17 protein-coding genes, 1 tRNA gene and 1 pseudogene are annotated in these 16,049 nt (G+C 62.1%); 12 read left to right on the top strand and 7 right to left on the bottom strand.

Annotated elements, in window-relative coordinates; all coding sequences use genetic code 11:
* The 4 genes and pseudogenes from CR492_RS20955 to CR492_RS03555 all read left to right on the top strand — a co-directional run.
* Positions 1 to 235 (top strand): annotated as a pseudogene (locus CR492_RS20955) (hypothetical protein); the annotation flags it as partial.
* 239 nt (positions 236 to 474) lie between these two features.
* Complete coding sequence (locus CR492_RS03545) at positions 475 to 789, top strand: hypothetical protein (RefSeq protein WP_102842374.1); 315 nt, start codon at positions 475 to 477, stop codon at positions 787 to 789.
* Positions 790 to 857: 68 nt separating this feature from the next.
* Positions 858 to 1,889 (top strand): ligase-associated DNA damage response exonuclease, encoded by a 1,032-nt coding sequence (locus CR492_RS03550; RefSeq protein ID WP_102842375.1) that lies wholly within the window; start codon positions 858 to 860, stop codon positions 1,887 to 1,889.
* Entirely contained in the window at positions 1,886 to 3,568 is a 1,683-nt protein-coding gene (locus CR492_RS03555; protein ID WP_102842376.1) for a cisplatin damage response ATP-dependent DNA ligase, read from the top strand. Before CR492_RS03550 ends, CR492_RS03555 begins: the two co-directional genes overlap by 4 nt.
* 439 nt (positions 3,569 to 4,007) lie before the next feature.
* Here CR492_RS03555 and CR492_RS03560 read toward each other — a convergent pair whose 3' ends face one another.
* Positions 4,008 to 4,310, bottom strand: coding sequence for a hypothetical protein (locus CR492_RS03560; RefSeq protein ID WP_245411946.1), 303 nt, complete (start codon positions 4,308 to 4,310; stop codon positions 4,008 to 4,010).
* 48 nt (positions 4,311 to 4,358) lie between these two features.
* Positions 4,359 to 4,586, bottom strand: coding sequence for a hypothetical protein (locus CR492_RS20390; protein WP_146030158.1), 228 nt, complete (start codon positions 4,584 to 4,586; stop codon positions 4,359 to 4,361).
* A 165-nt stretch (positions 4,587 to 4,751) separates the two neighbouring features.
* On the opposite strand from CR492_RS20390, the gene CR492_RS03565 reads away from it, so the two are divergent.
* A complete protein-coding gene (locus tag CR492_RS03565; RefSeq protein ID WP_102842377.1) occupies positions 4,752 to 5,378 on the top strand; it encodes a class I SAM-dependent methyltransferase in 627 nt (208 codons plus the stop codon).
* 43 nt (positions 5,379 to 5,421) lie between these two features.
* Here the strand turns inward: CR492_RS03565 and CR492_RS03570 are convergent, their stop codons facing one another.
* The gene (locus CR492_RS03570) at positions 5,422 to 6,216 is read right to left on the bottom strand and encodes a TOBE domain-containing protein (RefSeq protein ID WP_102842545.1); all 795 of its coding nucleotides are present in this window, start codon (positions 6,214 to 6,216) and stop codon (positions 5,422 to 5,424) included.
* 633 nt (positions 6,217 to 6,849) lie between these two features.
* On the opposite strand from CR492_RS03570, the gene CR492_RS03575 reads away from it, so the two are divergent.
* From CR492_RS03575 to CR492_RS03605, 7 genes are all read left to right on the top strand, one after another.
* On the top strand, positions 6,850 to 7,545 hold the full coding sequence (locus CR492_RS03575) for a response regulator transcription factor (protein ID WP_012589305.1): 696 nt from the start codon (positions 6,850 to 6,852) through the stop codon (positions 7,543 to 7,545).
* 55 nt (positions 7,546 to 7,600) lie between these two features.
* Entirely contained in the window at positions 7,601 to 9,436 is a 1,836-nt protein-coding gene (locus tag CR492_RS03580; RefSeq protein WP_102842378.1) for a stimulus-sensing domain-containing protein, read from the top strand.
* Positions 9,418 to 9,978: an HPr kinase/phosphorylase gene (locus CR492_RS03585; protein WP_102842379.1), complete on the top strand. Its 561-nt coding sequence runs from the start codon at positions 9,418 to 9,420 to the stop codon at positions 9,976 to 9,978. The genes CR492_RS03580 and CR492_RS03585 overlap by 19 nt, the downstream gene beginning before the upstream one ends.
* Positions 9,979 to 10,319: 341 nt before the next feature.
* Entirely contained in the window at positions 10,320 to 10,721 is a 402-nt protein-coding gene (locus CR492_RS03590) for a PTS sugar transporter subunit IIA (protein ID WP_102842380.1), read from the top strand.
* Complete coding sequence (locus CR492_RS03595; protein ID WP_102842381.1) at positions 10,718 to 11,053, top strand: HPr family phosphocarrier protein; 336 nt, start codon at positions 10,718 to 10,720, stop codon at positions 11,051 to 11,053. Before CR492_RS03590 ends, CR492_RS03595 begins: the two co-directional genes overlap by 4 nt.
* 125 nt (positions 11,054 to 11,178) lie before the next feature.
* A complete protein-coding gene (moeB, locus tag CR492_RS03600) occupies positions 11,179 to 12,030 on the top strand; it encodes a molybdopterin-synthase adenylyltransferase MoeB (RefSeq protein WP_102842382.1) in 852 nt (283 codons plus the stop codon).
* Between the two features lie 53 nt (positions 12,031 to 12,083).
* Positions 12,084 to 12,157: transfer RNA gene (locus tag CR492_RS03605), tRNA-Gln, on the top strand.
* A gap of 46 nt (positions 12,158 to 12,203) precedes the next feature.
* Here the strand turns inward: CR492_RS03605 and CR492_RS03610 are convergent.
* The 4 genes from CR492_RS03610 to CR492_RS03625 form a co-directional block, all read right to left on the bottom strand.
* The gene (locus tag CR492_RS03610) at positions 12,204 to 12,785 is read right to left on the bottom strand and encodes a hypothetical protein (protein ID WP_146030159.1); all 582 of its coding nucleotides are present in this window, start codon (positions 12,783 to 12,785) and stop codon (positions 12,204 to 12,206) included.
* A gap of 509 nt (positions 12,786 to 13,294) precedes the next feature.
* Positions 13,295 to 13,468 carry a DUF1328 domain-containing protein gene (locus tag CR492_RS03615; RefSeq protein WP_102842384.1) on the bottom strand — a complete coding sequence of 58 codons (174 nt, stop codon included), beginning with the start codon at positions 13,466 to 13,468 and terminating at the stop codon, positions 13,295 to 13,297.
* Between the two features lie 117 nt (positions 13,469 to 13,585).
* Positions 13,586 to 14,533 carry a quinoprotein relay system zinc metallohydrolase 2 gene (locus CR492_RS03620; RefSeq protein WP_102842385.1) on the bottom strand — a complete coding sequence of 316 codons (948 nt, stop codon included), beginning with the start codon at positions 14,531 to 14,533 and terminating at the stop codon, positions 13,586 to 13,588.
* Positions 14,534 to 14,607: 74 nt separating this feature from the next.
* Positions 14,608 to 16,044, bottom strand: coding sequence for a short-chain fatty acid transporter (locus tag CR492_RS03625; protein ID WP_102842386.1), 1,437 nt, complete (start codon positions 16,042 to 16,044; stop codon positions 14,608 to 14,610).
* Positions 16,045 to 16,049: the final 5 nt, after the last annotated feature.

Below are 16,049 nucleotides of genomic sequence, written 5' to 3' on the forward strand. Positions count from 1 at the left end.
ACCGCCACCCCAGCCCGGCTGGGGCGGCGGCTGGCGCGGCGCCGGCTGGCGTGGCGGCGGATGGGGCTGGGGCGGCCCCGCCGCGGTCGGCATCGCGAGCGGCCTCGCCCTCGGGGCGCTCGCCGGTTCGGCTGGCCCGGCCTATGGGTACGGCGGCTGCTACCTTCAGAACCAGCCCGTGTACGATAGCTGGGGCCAGTTTGCCGGTTATCAGCGGGTGCGCGTCTGCTATTGACCGCCTGCCAAAATGGCCCTCCGGCGAACTCTCCGGAGGGCCAAACGCTTTAAAGTGGCGAATTTGACACGCCATCCAGCGATCGATTCTCTGGTGTTGCTTTTTTCATATTTTTTTGCTGGAGCCCTGCAACCTTTCAGCTTCAGCTGCGTTTCTTGTGTGTTGTCGCACAGCACGGCCTCTTCAGATGGGAGAGGTTCACGTCAACGGATGTGCTGGGGCGGACGGGAGACGGGCTCATGTTTAATTCACGCAAGACGATCGGAATGCAGGCGCTGAAGATCACCATGGCCAGCGTCGCGGTATCCTGCCTTGGCGTGGCTGTCTTTGCGGCTCCGATGACCATGACGCCAAAGGCCAAGATCGCATTGAACGGCGACATCGTCGAGCACAGAAGCGCTTATACGCCTGGATACGCCCCCTTGGCAGCCGGCCCGGCGCTGCAGCTTGGCCGCGCGACCGTGGGCGAAGAGGAAGATTGCGTTCGCGTGACGCGGATGGTTGGACCCGATGGCCGCATTTATGTGAGCCGCGGTCTTGTCTGCGCCAATTAAGAGTTTCCGTGCGGCGCAAGCCGCCGGCCTAGCTTGCTGACGTATGGTCTCTTCCCCATCTCGGGATCATGTCGTCAGCTCATTTCCTCTCCCTTTCGCCCGCTGGCGTCTATTGCGCAGCGGGCGATTTTTTTATCGATCCCCTGCGGCCAGTCGCCCGCGCCCTGATCACCCACGGACACTCCGACCATGCCCGCGCCGGCCATGGCCACGTCCTAGCCACGCGCGAAACGCTGGCGATCATGGCGATCCGGCTTGGACAGGGCTTTGCCGGCCGGATACAGGCGATCGATTACGGAGACAAACTCCGACTGGGATCAATCGACGTCAGCTTTCATCCGGCCGGCCATGTCATCGGCTCGGCGCAAATCAGAATGGCGGACGGCAAGACGATCGTCGTCGCTTCAGGCGACTATAAGCGCGAGGCCGACCCGACCTGCGCCGGCTTCGAGCCCATAACCTGCGACGTCTTCATCACCGAGGCGACCTTCGGGCTCCCCGTATTCCGGCATTCGCGGACGGCGGATGAAATCGCCAGGCTGCTCGCCTCGCAGCAGCTGTTCCCGGATCGCGCCCATCTCGTTGGAGCCTATGCGCTCGGCAAGGCGCAGCGGGTCATCGCTTTGTTGCGCGGGGCCGGCTACGACCGCCCGATCTATCTGCATGGCGCGATGGAAAAGCTTTGCGCCTTCTACGAGCGGCAAGGCGTCGAGCTTGGCGATCTGCTGCCCGTCGCCGCCAACGACCGCGCCAAGCTCGCGGGCGAAATCGTGATCTGCCCGCCGGGCGCCTTGCAGGATCTCTGGTCGCGCAAATTTCCAGATCCCGTCGCCGCCTTCGCCTCGGGCTGGATGCGTGTGCGCGCGCGGGCGCGTCAGCGCGGCGTCGAGCTGCCGCTTGTTATATCCGACCACGCCGATTGGGACGGGCTGACCCAAACCATCGTCGAGACGCGATGCGAAAAAGTGCTGGTCACTCACGGCGAGGCTGACGCCCTCGTCCACTGGGCGCGCGGGCGCGGCCTTGCGGCGGAGCCTCTGCATCTGCTTGGCTATGGCGACGAAGAAGCCGACAGCGTCCCGGCGGAGAGCGAGGCTTGAATCAGTTCGCCGAACTGCTCGACCGCCTCGCCTTCGAGCCGTCCCGGCTCGGCAAATTGCGGTTGATGAGCGATTTCTTTCGCCGCACGCCAGATCCCGAGCGCGGCTACGCGCTGGCGGCCCTGACCGGCGCGCTCTCGTTCCAGCACGCCAAAGCCGGTCTCATCCGTGGGCTGATCACCTACCGCGTCGATCCGGTGCTGTTCGAATTGTCTTATGATTTCGTCGGCGATCTGTCGGAGACTGTCGCCCTGCTCTGGCCGGCACCGGCGGAGAATTCTTCTATGGGCAACGACGCGCCGCTCCTGCTCTCCGACGTCGTCCGCGGCTTGAGCGCGACCGGCAAGCTCGATCTTGCGCGAAACCTCGCCGGCTGGCTCGATTCGCTGGATGAAACCGGCCGCTGGGCGCTATTGAAGCTGATTACCGGCGCGCTGCGGATCGGCGTTTCGGCGCGTCTCGCCAAAACGGCGCTGGCCGAGCTTGGGGGCAAGACGCCCAATGAAATCGAAGAAGTCTGGCATGGGCTCGCCCCGCCCTATCTCGATCTTTTCGCCTGGCTCGAGGGACGTGAGGCGCGCCCCGACTCGTCCGACCCGGCGCCCTTCTGCCCGGCGATGCTGGCCCACGCCATCGAGACGAAGGATTTCGACGAGTTGCCGCCGTCCGGATTTTCCGCCGAATGGAAATGGGACGGCATCAGAGTGCAGGCCGCGAGCGGCCTCGCCGCGAATGGGCGGCGCGTGACGCGGCTGTTTTCAAGGACAGGGGAAGATGTTTCCGGCGCGTTTCCCGACCTCACGGACTGCATGGCCGCGCTTCCCTTCGAAAATTTTTCGCTCGACGGCGAACTCCTGATTCTGCGCGAGAGGAAAGTCCAGCCGTTCAGCGTGCTGCAGCAGCGGCTGAACCGCAAAACGACTTCGGCAAAACTGCTCGCCGATTTTCCCGCCCATGTCCGCGCCTATGATCTGATGCGGCACGACGGCGAGGATCTGCGCGCGCTGCCCTTCGCCGAGCGGCGCGGCCGGCTCGAATCCTTTGTCGCCCACGCGTCCTGTGAGCGCCTCGACCTTTCGCCGCTGGTCTCTTTCGTCTCATGGGCCGAGCTCGCGGAGGCGCGGAAAAACCCCGCCGCTTTCGGCGCCGGAGCTGACGCCGAGGCCATCGAAGGCTTGATGCTGAAGCGTAGGGACTCGATCTATGTCCCCGGACGGCCGAAGGGCCTCTGGTACAAATGGAAGCGTGATCCCTTCACGGTCGACGCGGTGCTGATGTACGCTCAGCGCGGCCACGGGAAACGCTCCTCCTATTACTCAGACTTCACCTTTGGCGTATGGCGCGATGAGGAGGAGGGCGCACGGCTTGTGCCTGTCGGCAAGGCCTATTTCGGCTTTACCGACGCAGAGCTGCGCGAGCTTGACCGCTATGTCCGCAACAATACGGCGAACCGCTTCGGGCCGGTGCGCGAAATCATTCATGGGGAAAGCCAGGGGTTGGTGCTCGAAATCGCCTTCGAGGGGCTCAATCGATCGAGCCGCCATAAATCAGGCGTCGCCATGCGCTTTCCCCGCATTGCGCGAATCCGTTGGGACAAGCCGGCGCGCGAAGCCGATCGCATCGAGAATTTGCAAGCGCTTCTGAAGGAAACAGGCCTAGGCGGCAGCCCGGCCGGATAACACGAGTCGAAAATTACGGCTGACGATATTTATGATTTGACAGACGGCATTTTTCGCCACAATCCTGCCATATTCTGGCGACCTTCGAGCAATTGGATTTCGGCGGCGCCTTGGGGGACCAGGCCATGGATCGAAGAGCGTTGTTGAAATCCACTCTGACCTCTGCCGCGCTCTTAGCCCTTGCGAGCGGCGCGGCGAGCGCGCTCACAAGGATTGCACCGCCGAGCTCCGTGTCGACGGCGGCGGATGATTCAAATGTCCAATCCGTCTGGTGGCGACGCCATTGGCATCACCGGCATTGGAGACACTGGCGGCGTTGGTAAGATCGCCTCGCCCCGGCCTTGACGCTCGGCAAACAAGATGAATCTGGATTGAACTTATTCCAGATTCAACTCCTGGACCGGCGCGCAGCAATGCGTTCAGTCCCTGGCGGGCGGCGTCAGCTCGCTTTTGCCGTCTGATCCAGAATCGCCTGGAAGCGTTCGAAGGGAATGCGGTAATGGCCGCGGCCGCCCGCAAGCGCCTGGAAGTAATTCGGCGCCATGCGGCACAAAAGGTGGAACCAAGCCTGAGCGCTCATATCGACGGGACGATTGTCGATTGTGTTGACGGCTCCATCCGGGAAAAAACGGACATTGACGATCACGTCTCCGAGGGTCTTTAGCGCCGGGCTGGCATTCGCTTCTTGGGGCGCATGAATTTCGGCTGTGTTCACGCTTTTAGAATCAAGATCCAGAGTCATCATTTTCTCCGCTGGAGCATGACGCCGAAAACTTGGGTTTCGGAGCGCTCATGCGTTTAGATCAAAGCTCGAAGCGGGATTGATTTCCCGCCCGGCCAAGGCCAAGACCGTCAACAGCTCAATATTGTATATTCGATTTATATTTAATGATGGAGTTGCTGCAGCCCGCCCTCGCGCCGTTGCGAATGTTGCGTCGGCGTCACGAAAATGACTCATCCGCAGCGCTCCCGCTTTGATGTCAAACAAGTTTATAAATCTTACAATTTCCTGACGCATCAGGGCGCGCCTTCTCAGTCTCGCGACGCAAAATGTTATTTCATATAGTCCGTCTATATGAATTGCGGCGCGACGCTGCAGACCTGCCGCGCGATTTGCTCGTTGCAAACGCGGCGCGCCCGGCTATTCCATCGCTGATCGACAGTAAACACTCCGGCGGCCCTCATGAAGCTCGACCCCAAGGAACTCGAAGACGCCGCGCGCCTGACGGTGAAACATTATGACGATTCCGCGGAAAGCTTTTGGGAAGGCACGCGCGACCATGACGTGCGCCAGAATATTGCGGCGCTGCTGGATCACCTTTCGGGTGAACCGCCGTTCAAGCTGCTTGATTTTGGCTGCGGGCCAGGCCGCGATCTGAAGACCTTTGCGGATCTCGGCCACAGCGCGATCGGGCTCGAAGGCTCCGAAAATTTCGCCGCCATGGCGCGCGCCCACAGCGGCTGCGAGGTGTGGCGGCAGGACTTCCTGAAACTCGATCTGCCGGCCGATCATTTCGACGGGGTTTTCGCGAACGCCACGCTGTTTCACGTGCCAAGTCAGGAATTGCCGCGCGTGCTCCGACAAATATGCGCCTGCCTCAAACCGGCTGGAGTCCTGTTCGCCTCAAATCCGCGCGGCGGCAACGAGGAAGGCTGGAATCGCGGCCGCTACGGCTCCTATCACGATCTTGCAGCCTGGCGCGGCTTTGCGACGTCGGTCGGATTTTTCGAACTGACCCATTATTATCGTCCGGAAGGGTTGCCGCGCGAGAAACAGCCCTGGCTCGCAACCGTCTGGAGGAAAGCCTAGGCCCGTTTCGCAACGCCCTCGCCTCCCCGCGATCTCTGCAAACTCAATCCGCGGCGAGAATGACATGCGAGGCGTTGAAGATCGCCTCGAGCCTGTCTCCCTCCGCGACCCCGAGATCGTCGGCGGTTACGCGCGGAGCTACGGCGATGAGAATTTTGCCGCCGCCGATGTCGAGTTCGATCTCGCTGTTCGTCGCGCCGTCGACCCGGCGCGCCACCCGCCCCGCAACCCGGTTGCGGCCCGCGGCGACTGCCGTCTCACCTGGCAGCGCGAGCATGACGAAAGAGGCCTTTACCAGCGCGATCGCGCTCCGCCCGGGCGCAAGCCGGAGATTCTCCGCGGCGCCACGCGTCACGACGGCGGTTATGTTGTTTGCCTCCGAGACCTGCAAAGTGACATTGACGTCGACAGGATCCAGATCGATTCGGGCGACCTTGCAGCGGAACGCGTTGCGGGCGCTGATTTTGACCGAAAGCCCCCAAAACAGGAGGTCGTCGAAATTATCGAGCCCTTCGGCGGCGATCGCATTTGAGATGCGGAGCAGCTTTTCCTCAAGCCTGTGAAAGGCCGAAATCAGCTTGCGGCCCTCCTCGGTGACTTCGGCGGCGCGACCGCGCTTGCCTCCCGCTTGCGTGACGAAGGCTGGCTGAGGCAGGAGGTTATTGATCGCCTGGACGGCGTCCCACGCCGCCTTGTAGCTGAAGCCCGCAACTTTGGCCGCTTGCGTCATGCTGCCATGCGCGATGACCGCTTCGAGCAGGGCGATGCGGTCGCGCCCGACGAGAAGGCGTCCCTCGCTTCGCAAGCTTAGCAGAGCATCAAGTTGATCGACCGGCATGACTATAATTCTCTTCACAAAGTCGGCGGCGCGGCCCTCGAGCATGTCGCGTTCGCTACGCTCGCCCGGCAGCCGTCGCAATTTTTCGGCCAGAGCGCCCAAACGCCCTCCTCCGGAATGCCCCCCGCATCTTTCGCGCATGGGTTGAAATCGGCGACAAGATGGCCCAAACCTGTTCGATGGGTTGTCCTGCCTTATTTCGGCCGCGCATTTTTCCTGTTATGCGCCGTTAGTCATGGCAAAAGAAATCCAAGCCGCGAGTTCTGATATCCGGCCAGGAAACATCAATCGAGAAAATGGCTTGCCAAGTCGAATGATGACAATCTAGGCAATAGCCCCTATGGTGATAGCTGGAGTCTTTCCGATGTTGTCCCGGTCTAGCGCCCGCCAAACCGGAAAACTCGGCAAAAGCAGAAACGCGGTCGCTGTTTATCGAGGTTTATTGCGTCGCAAAAACTGGCGCACTGAGGCTCGACTGCCGCTTGTCTGCCCGTTCATCTTCAATCCCAGCGGGCGACGCTTGCTTTCGACCGGCGGACCTCCGCCCCGCGCTCAAAAGCGCGTTGAACGAAGACAGCGCAGTGCTGGCGGCGACGCCAGGAAATGCTCTGGAGTTCGAAGTTAGGACCATCCATGCCCGTGATCGCGCTGGTCGACGACGACCGCAATATTCTGACGTCCGTCTCGATCGCTCTTGAAGGCGAGGGCTATCGCGTCCAGACCTACACCGACGGCTCGACGGCGCTTGACGGGCTGAAGAGCGACCCGCCCGATCTCGCCATCTTCGACATCAAGATGCCGCGCATGGACGGGATGGAGCTGCTGCGGCGGCTGCGTCAGAAATCCGACCTTCCCGTGATCTTCCTCACCTCCAAGGACGAGGAAATAGACGAGTTGTTCGGCCTCAAAATGGGCGCCGACGATTTTATCCGAAAACCTTTTTCGCAGCGGCTGCTGGTCGAGCGCGTCAAAGCCATCCTGCGCCGCGCCAATCCGAAGGACGCCGCCTCCCAGAAAGAGGCCGACGCCAAGATTTTGGAGCGCGGGCTGCTCAAGATGGATCCCGAGCGCCACGCCTGCACCTGGAAAGACGATCCCGTCACCCTGACCGTCACGGAATTTCTGATCCTGCAGGCGCTCGCCACCCGCCCCGGCGTCGTCAAGAGCCGCAACGCCTTGATGGATGCCGCCTATGACGACCAGGTTTATGTCGATGACCGCACAATCGACAGCCATATCAAGCGGCTGCGCAAGAAGTTCAAAGCCGTCGATGATGATTTTGAGATGATTGAAACCTTATATGGCGTCGGCTATCGCTTCAAGGAATAGCAAGCGGCTTGATTGACGCGCTCATCCGGGATGCGCTTTCTTGGGGGAAGACGCTATGACCCTTGAATTGCAGCAGGACGTCGAGTTCGAGCGAAAACGTGACGCGGCGGTGCGCGCCAAGCGCATGCGCCGCAGCGCCTCGGCGCGGATGCGCGGTCTTCTTCGCGCCATCGGCTCGCGTTTTTCATCGTCGCTGACCCGACGGATCGTCGTTTTAAACCTTGGCGGTCTGGTCGCCCTGCTGCTCGGTTTCCTTTATCTCAACCAGTTCCGCGAAGGGCTGATCGACGCACGCGTGCAAAGCCTGCAGACTCAGGCCGAAATCATCGCCGCCGCCGTCGCCGCCTCGGCCACGGCGGATAATGAGTCGATTACGATCGATCCGGAAAAACTGCTTCAGCTTGCTCCCGGCGAGAGCTACGGACTCTCCGAGGATACGGCGCCTTCGCTGGAATTCTCGATCAATCCGGAGCGGGTCGGCCCGGTGCTGCGCCGCCTCGCCTCGCCGACGCGCACCAGAGCCCGGATCTACGACCGCGACGGCTATCTCCTGCTCGATTCGCGCTCGCTCGCCAGCCGCGCAAATATCCTGCGGTTCGATCTGCCGCCTCCCGCGGCGAGCGACGAGGCCTCATTCTTCGAGCGGATCTGGGGCAAGATCAAATCCGTGATCTGGCGCTCGGATCTGCCGGCCTATGAGGAAAACGGCGTCGATAATGGCAAGGTCTACCCCGAGGTCACGCATGCGCTCGGCGGCGGCGTGCAGTCGATCGCCCGGCTCAACGCCAAGGGCGAGACGATCGTCTCCGTCGCTGCGCCGATCCAACGCTTCCACACCGTGCGCGGCGCCGTGCTCCTCTCAACCGAAGGCGGCGATATCGACAAGATCATCGCCTCCGAACGCTGGGCGATCGTGCGGATCTTTCTTGTCTCCGCGATCATCATGTTTTTGCTGTCCCTCTTCATCGCCGGCGCCATCGCCGAGCCGATCCGCCACCTCGCGGAGGCTGCAGAACGCGTGCGGCGAGGAACAAAATTACGTCGCGAGATCCCGGACTTCACCGATCGCGCCGATGAGATCGGCCATCTCTCCGGCGCGCTGCGCGACATGACCAAAGCGCTCTACAACCGGATCGAGGCGATCGAAAGCTTCGCCGCCGACGTCGCGCATGAACTCAAAAATCCGCTGACGTCGCTGCGCAGCGCGGTCGAGACCCTGCCAAACGTCAAGAAGCCGGAATCGCAGGCGCGTCTGCTTGCGGTCATCCAGCACGACGTCAAACGGCTCGATCGGCTGATCAGCGATATTTCCGACGCCTCCCGCCTCGACGCCGAACTCGCCCGCGCCGACATGGATATTGTCGATCTCGAGAAGGTGATGAATACCGTCACCGCCGTCGCCAATCAGGTCAAGGCCGAGTCGAACGTGCATATCAGCCTGACTGTCGCGCGCGGCTGTCATCACGACATTCGCAAGAGCGCCTTCCGCGTCCTTGGCCATGATTCGCGGCTCGGCCAGGTCTTCAATAATCTGATCGACAATGCGCGCTCCTTTTCCTGCGACGGCGGCTGGGTGCGCGTGCATATGCGGCCGGCCGAGGATTGCTCCTCCGACGACGGCCAATGGCGCGACGGCTTCGAGATCACCGTCGACGACGACGGGCCGGGTATTCCGGCCGACGCCTTCGAGCGGATTTTCGAGCGGTTTTACACGGATCGGCCATGTCAGGGTTTTGGCCAGAACTCTGGGCTCGGCCTCTCGATCTCGCGCCAGATCATCGAGGCGCATGGCGGCCGCATTTCGGCGCGCAACCGGATGGGGTCGGTCACGGAGGACGATGACGCGCCCGTTCTAGGCGCAAGGCTCACCATATGGCTGCCGCGCGCCTGAGACCCGCCCCAAAGCCTGGCGAGTCGCTCGATCTGCATGCCAGCGCCATCGTAATTCAGGAGGCCGGCGTATTGATCTGCGGCGCTTCGGGCGCGGGCAAGAGCTCGCTGGCGCTGGCGTTGATCCAGACGGCGACCAATGCCGGTCTGTTCGCCCGTCTCGTCGGCGACGATCGGATCAAGGCGAGCGCTCATCACGGCCGGCTGGTCGCGCGAGGCCACAAGGCGATCCTCGGACGCATCGAGCAACGCGGCGTCGGCATTCTCGAAAGACCTTACTCCAGCGCCGCCGTGATCCGGCTCATCGTCGATCTCGTCCCGCTGGAAGAGGCTCCCCGCATCCCTGAGGCCGCGCGCGGCCTTGCGGCTGGCCCGGAAACGCGGGAGCCTTGCGTCTGCGACGACTGGGATTTTCGCGGCCTCGAGCAAACCACGCTTTTGGGCGTCCGCCTGCCCCGCCTCAGGCTGCCGGATCGCGGGGCCGCCGCCGACCTCGCGCTCGCTATTCTGCAACGTTTTGGCTGCGTAAGAAGCGGCGACTGAAACATTTTTGACAGAGCGCCAAACAAAATCACGAAATCGCGCGCAGGATGATTCATTTCACTTGCCAAGCTGGACGCAACGCACAAAATGAGCCGACTACGCTAAGGCGAGGCGCTCGAGTGGCCCGTGCAGCGCTGCCCGGCGTGTGGAGACTTTCTTTATAAATCAGGAACATATACCTGATTGTCGTCATCTCGGAACTGTCGGTTCGATGGAATTTCCGGATCGCCCTTTGGCGCTCTGGCCAGAGCGAGCGAACAGCGCGTGGTCCTTCCCTTGAAGAATGTTTTCCTTGCAAGCGCTGATGATCGGCAAAGCTCCGGCATGATCGGGAGCTTCCGTTGATCGGAATGGTCCTCGTGACGCATGGGCATCTCGCCACCGCGTTCCGTGCGGCGTTGGAACATGTCGTCGGCCCGCAGAAACAGATCGCGACCATTTCAATCGGACCCGACGACGATATCGAGCAGCGACGCAAGGAGATCGTCGAGGCCGTCGAAGACGTCGACAGCGGCTTCGGCGTCGTCGTTCTCACCGATATGTTCGGGGGCACCCCCTCGAACCTCGCCATTTCGGTCATGAACGGCGCTCATGTCGAGGTCGTCGCCGGCATCAATCTGCCGATGCTCATAAAACTCGCCTCGGTGCGGGAAAGCTCCAGCCTTGAACAGGCGGTGATTCAGGCGCAGGACGCGGGGAGGAAATATATTTACGTTGCAAGCCGCGTGTTGAGCGGGAAATGAACGAAGACGAAGGCGACCCCTGCGACTGCGACAATTCCGCCGCGTTCACGCCGCCGGACGGCGCGCTGGTGCGCGAGTTGAAGATTGTCAACCGCAAGGGGCTGCACGCGCGGGCGACAGCCAAATTCGTCCGCTGCGTCGATAGCTTCGAGGCCGAAATTCTTGTCGGCCGCTGCGGCGACATGGTTGGCGGCACATCGATCATGGGCATCCTCACGCTCGGCGCAGGGCTCGGCTCGACGATCCTCGTTGCGGCGACCGGGCGCCAGGCGCAGGAAGCAATCGAGGCGATTACCGAACTGGTGGCGAACCGTTTCGGCGAGGACGAGTAAACGCCGCAAGGCCAGCGGTTGGCGCGTCGCAATATGAGGCAATAACGCCCATATTCGGCGCTGCGCCGGATCTGAAGCGAGAGCTTCACCATTATCGACATAAATCGAGCTGGAGACTTGAGGCCTTGACCCAGCCTGTTCTTTCGCCGGAAGAAATCGAGCGTTACGCCCGCCATATCGTGCTGCGCGGCGTCGGGGGCCCGGGTCAGCAGAGACTGCGCGCGGCGCGCGTCCTCGTCATCGGCGCCGGTGGGCTTGGCGCTCCGCTGTTGCAATATCTCGCCGCAGCTGGCGTCGGCTTGATCGGCGTCGTCGACGACGACCATGTCTCGCTGTCGAATCTGCAGCGTCAGGTGCTGCATCGAACCGAAGACGTCGGGCGCGCCAAGGTCGACAGCGCCGCGGACGCAATCGCAAGGCTCAATCCGCATGTTGAAGTGAAGCTGCACGCTTTGCGGCTTACAGAGGCGAACGCCCGCGCGCTCGTCGCCGGCTATGACGTGATCGCCGACGGATCGGATAATTTTGCGACGCGCTATAGCGTTTCCGACGCCTGCTTTTATGAACGCAGACCGCTTGTCACCGCCGCAGTCGGCGCCTTCGACGGATCGCTGACCGTGTTGAAGCCCTATGAAGCAGGCCCGAACGGCGAGCCAAATCCAACCTATCGCTGCCTTTTTCCGCAAGCTCCGCCGTCGCGGCTCGCGCCGAATTGCGCAGAAATCGGGGTGCTTGGCGCCTTGACCGGCATCCTCGGCGCAATGATGGCGCTCGAGGTCGTCCGCGAAATCGTCGGCTTTGGCGAAAATCTCGTCGGCCGGCTGGTGCTGCTCGATGCGCTCGACATGCGGTTCGAAACCGTGCGCTATCGCTGGGATCCGGAAAATGCGCTGAACGGCGCGACGTCGGCCGCCGCATCGGCCTCTCAACTCCCGGCCGGATCAGCGTTGACAGCGGCAATCCGAGGAACTAGATGACGACGGCGCTTACCGCCCAGCCGCCGCGTCGACTTTGGCTCGCAGGCCTCCGGTGGGGGATAGTTCAACGGTAGAACTGCGGACTCTGACTCCGTCAATCTTGGTTCGAATCCAGGTCCCCCAGCCAAATCCCAGTTTGAACCCGTAGCCTTTCATCTAGGCGCCAGGCCGCATCAAGGCGACGCCTGCCGGCACTTCAATTCCTGCGCGAGCAGCCATTCCGGCCCGAACATGTGTGGATCGACGCCCCGCCTGGGCAGGACCGAGGCGTCAGCCGGCGGGTTGGTCATATAGACCAACTCCCATTTGATCCCTTTCGTCTCGGGATTCGTGCGGGAGACAAAGCGGGCCGACTCAAAATCGGATTTAGACGGATAACCGTTCTTTCCCGGCGGCGCGCCCAGCACGACGACCAATTTGATGCGTTCGAGTTCGTTTGGCTTCAGTTGTTTGAGAATATGCAGCACGTCGTAGCCGCCGCCCGAAAATCCGTAGATCCCGGCGTATGATGAATCGTCTCGCAGCTTCAACACGGCCTGCACGGTCTGCGGATTTTTGTCGCGATCGCCGTCCTTCAGCGGATCGCCCGACACGTCGAGCACATCCCCGTCGTATCCCCTGCATGTTGCATAGTCCTTCGCGGCCTTCTCATGCAACGCCCCGTCGGGATAGGCGACGTTGTCGCCCTTCTCGTTGGGATATGTCGGCTTTTTGGCGCTGTTACCCCGCAGGATCAGCATCTTCGGATTCGACATCATCGTCTCTTGGTGTGAAGCGGCGCAGATTTCCGGAAGGCCCGCGCCCCGGGACTATCAGGCTACCTCGACGCCGCTAACTACGCGCGTGTGCGGGCGCACGCGACGCGCGTCCGCATCGCGGCGCACCACTTCATTGTTGCGGTCGGGGATGAAGTCGAAGCCAGGCTCGCGCTTCCGGTCCCTGCACGCGTCCCGCATAGACTTCGTCGGCCCAGCGGCTTTGGCCGCTATAGGTTGTTGTTTGCGTCGACGTTTGCGTTGAGGTGTTGGTGGACGTGTTCGTCGCCGTATTTCCAGAACTCGTATTTCTGGGTTGGGCGCCCGCCGCATAGGCTGCGGTTGACATCCCTATGCCGGCGAGGGCGGCGGCGACACAGACAATCAGCGGGTGGCGTTTGAACATATTTTCATTCCGTTTGACCGCTGCCTGACCCGCCGTCCTTCATTTGAAGGAGACGTCAGAACCCTCTTACCATCGACTGTCGGCTGCAACCGCAGACGCTCGCCTACGCGCGCCGGATCATGCTGGCGATAAGCGAAATAACAAAGAGGACGATCGCGACCCAGAACAGGATTTTCGCCGCTTCGACGGCCGTGCCCGCGACGCCGCCAAATCCAAACACCGCGGCAATAATGGCGACAACCAGGAACACGACGGCGTAGTACATAAGATTGCCCATATCGAAACTCCGCTAAGCAGCTCGTGACGAAGACGATCGGCGCAAACAACGCCGCTGTGCTTCAAACTGGCGGCGAGCCTGTTTGGTTCCGGCGCACGCCCGCGCTGAGGCCTGAATTCAGCGCCATTCCAGCTCCTTATAGGCTGCGATGACGTTGCGGCCGTTGTAGTCGTCGAACAAGGTCCATCGGTCCTTTTCGTCCTGCGCCACACGGGCGGATGCTTCTTCGATCGCGACGCCGGCCTCGATGGCTTTCTCGACGCCGCGCTGCAGCGTGGTCAGATAGCGGTCGATATCCGCAGCGCCATCCGGCCATGCGATGGCGACCGGTCCATGGCCGGGGACCGCACGGGGGGCGCCGATCTGCTTCAGTCCCTGCAGTTCCTTCAGCCAGCCCGGCAGCGAGCCGTCGAGCGAGGGCATGCGCTGGACGAAGACGAGGTCGGCTGTTAGCAACAGCCCCGTTTTGCGGTCGATCAGGCTGAGGTCAGAGGTCGTGTGCGCGACGCCATGCGCATGGGCCGAAACAATCCGGTCGCCGAGGTCGAACTCCGCCCCGTCCCGCACCGCAAGCGTCGGCGGAACGATTGTTCCGGCCCGATCCTCGCCGACAATGTCGGCCAGCACGCCGTGATAATAATCGCCGCGCTGGCGCATCGCCTCGGAAAGCGCATGATGGCCGACAAAAACAGGCTGATCCTCCAGGAAGGCGGCCGCGCCAAAAATATGGTCGGGATGAATGTGGCTCATCACCACATATTTGATGGGGAGCTTCGTCTTCTCGCGAATGGTCGCCCTCAGGCTTTGCCCGTCGATGAGGCTGCCGCCCGGATCGACGACGAGGACGCCGTCGCGGCCGATGATGAAGCCAATATTGGCGATCGCGTCGTCATTGGCGGCCGTTGCGTCCTGATCGACGCCGCGGCGAATGTGTACGCCCTCGGCGACCTCCTCCGTCGCGAAGGGCGCGACGGCCGCGAAGGCCCGCCGCGCCGTTGCGGGCAGACAGCAGAGGCAAAAGCCGCCGGCAAGCAGCTTCCGGCGCGTCAACACACTGAGGTCCAACTGTTCTCCTCCCAAGAATTTCCGGCGCTCTTGCGGGCGCCGTTAGCAGTTTCACGCGGTTCCGGTCAAATGCGCTAAGGCATTACCGGCGGCGTGTAGACAAGGGTCAAGCCGAGCGCCCAGAGCAAAAACAGTACAATCGGCAGATGAAAAGTGAGCTGCAGCGCTGTAAAGCCGACGATGTCGCGCGCCTTGACGCCAAGCACGCCGAGCAGCGGCAGCATGAAAAACGGGTTGATGAGGTTCGGCAAAGCTTCGGCCGCATTATAGACCTGCACCGCCCAGCCGAGATGCACTTTCAGCTCATTTGCGGCCTGCATGACATAGGGCGCCTCAAGCACCCATTTGCCGCCGCCTGATGGAATGAAGAAGCCGAGCGCGGCCGAATAGAGGCCCATGACGACGGGAAAGCTCTCCCGCGTATTGATGGCGGAAAAGAATTGCGCCAGCCGGAGCGCCAGCGAATGACCCTCCGGCGTCATCGCCGTCATGATCGCGGTGACGCCGCCATAGAGCGGGAACTGGATCAATATGCCGACCGTCGCGGGAACCGCTTTCGCCGTGGCGTTGAGGAAGCTGCGCGGGCGCCAGTGCAGCAGCAAGCCAAGCATCAACAGGCCGAAATTATAGGTGTTGAGATTGGAGATCGCCAGGATCCAGTTCTTCGCGGCGAATTCCTGAATGAGCCAGCCGCCGGCGAGTGCGGCGAGCAACAACGTTATAGCCGGACTGTATTCGAAAAATTCGCCGGGACGCTCGCGCGGACGCAGGGGCGGAGTTCTTGTTGCAACGTCGATCCCCATCATCGCCGCCGTCACCGCGCGCGAGGCTGAAGGCGCGGACCAGTAGGCGATCAGCGTCGAGACGACCGTCAGGACGGCCAGCATCGCCATCGATTGCCAAAGGAAGATCGTTTGCGTGAATGGGATGACGCCAGTAATCTCAATCAAGGCCTTGGGCATCGCGCTGGCGTTCGCCTGCAACTGGGCGGCCGAGGAGCTGATCCCGAGCGCCCAGGTGCAGCCAAGCCCCATATAGGCGGCGGCGCCCGCCGCGCGATAATCCATCTTCAGATCTTCGCGCTCGGCGATGGCGCGCGCGAGCAGCCCGCCAAAGACGAGGCTCAGCGCCCAGTTGACCAGCGAAAGCATCATGGTGACGAGCGCAATGAAGGCGATCGCGCCGCGGCCGCTGCGCGGCAAGGCGGCGATGCGATCGATGAGGCGCGCCACCGGCGGCGAGCTCGCGATGACATAGCCGCTGATCACCACCATGACCTGTTGCATGGTGAAGGGAATGAGACTCCAGAAGCCGTCGCCGAAGCTTTTGGTCACGACGGCGATCGACGCGCCATTGGCGAGCGCGGCGACAGCCACGACGACGACCGCCACGGCGGCGAAGATGAAGGCGTCAGGAAACCAATGTTCCGACCAGGCCGCAAAGCGCAGGGCGATGCGGGCGAGCAGATTTTCCCCTTCCACGCGCGGCTTTAGGCTCGCCTCAAAACTCATGCCTT

It is taken from the genome of Methylocella silvestris (genome assembly GCF_002891535.1).
Lineage (GTDB): Bacteria > Pseudomonadota > Alphaproteobacteria > Rhizobiales > Beijerinckiaceae > Methylocapsa > Methylocapsa silvestris_A.

What these genes read in the sequence shown, in the direction of transcription:
- CR492_RS03545 (WP_102842374.1), top strand. Translation starts at nt 475, where the DNA reads ATGTTTAATTCACGCAAGACGATCGGAATGCAGGCGCTGAAGATCACC.
- CR492_RS03550 (WP_102842375.1), top strand. Translation starts at nt 858, where the DNA reads ATGTCGTCAGCTCATTTCCTCTCCCTTTCGCCCGCTGGCGTCTATTGC.
- CR492_RS03560 (WP_245411946.1), bottom strand. Translation starts at nt 4,310, where the DNA reads ATGACTCTGGATCTTGATTCTAAAAGCGTGAACACAGCCGAAATTCAT.
- CR492_RS20390 (WP_146030158.1), bottom strand. Translation starts at nt 4,586, where the DNA reads ATGCGTCAGGAAATTGTAAGATTTATAAACTTGTTTGACATCAAAGCG.
- CR492_RS03565 (WP_102842377.1), top strand. Translation starts at nt 4,752, where the DNA reads ATGAAGCTCGACCCCAAGGAACTCGAAGACGCCGCGCGCCTGACGGTG.
- CR492_RS03570 (WP_102842545.1), bottom strand. Translation starts at nt 6,216, where the DNA reads ATGCCGGTCGATCAACTTGATGCTCTGCTAAGCTTGCGAAGCGAGGGA.
- CR492_RS03575 (WP_012589305.1), top strand. Translation starts at nt 6,850, where the DNA reads ATGCCCGTGATCGCGCTGGTCGACGACGACCGCAATATTCTGACGTCC.
- CR492_RS03580 (WP_102842378.1), top strand. Translation starts at nt 7,601, where the DNA reads ATGACCCTTGAATTGCAGCAGGACGTCGAGTTCGAGCGAAAACGTGAC.
- CR492_RS03585 (WP_102842379.1), top strand. Translation starts at nt 9,418, where the DNA reads ATGGCTGCCGCGCGCCTGAGACCCGCCCCAAAGCCTGGCGAGTCGCTC.
- CR492_RS03595 (WP_102842381.1), top strand. Translation starts at nt 10,718, where the DNA reads ATGAACGAAGACGAAGGCGACCCCTGCGACTGCGACAATTCCGCCGCG.
- CR492_RS03610 (WP_146030159.1), bottom strand. Translation starts at nt 12,785, where the DNA reads ATGTCGAATCCGAAGATGCTGATCCTGCGGGGTAACAGCGCCAAAAAG.
- CR492_RS03615 (WP_102842384.1), bottom strand. Translation starts at nt 13,468, where the DNA reads ATGGGCAATCTTATGTACTACGCCGTCGTGTTCCTGGTTGTCGCCATT.
- CR492_RS03625 (WP_102842386.1), bottom strand. Translation starts at nt 16,044, where the DNA reads ATGAGTTTTGAGGCGAGCCTAAAGCCGCGCGTGGAAGGGGAAAATCTG.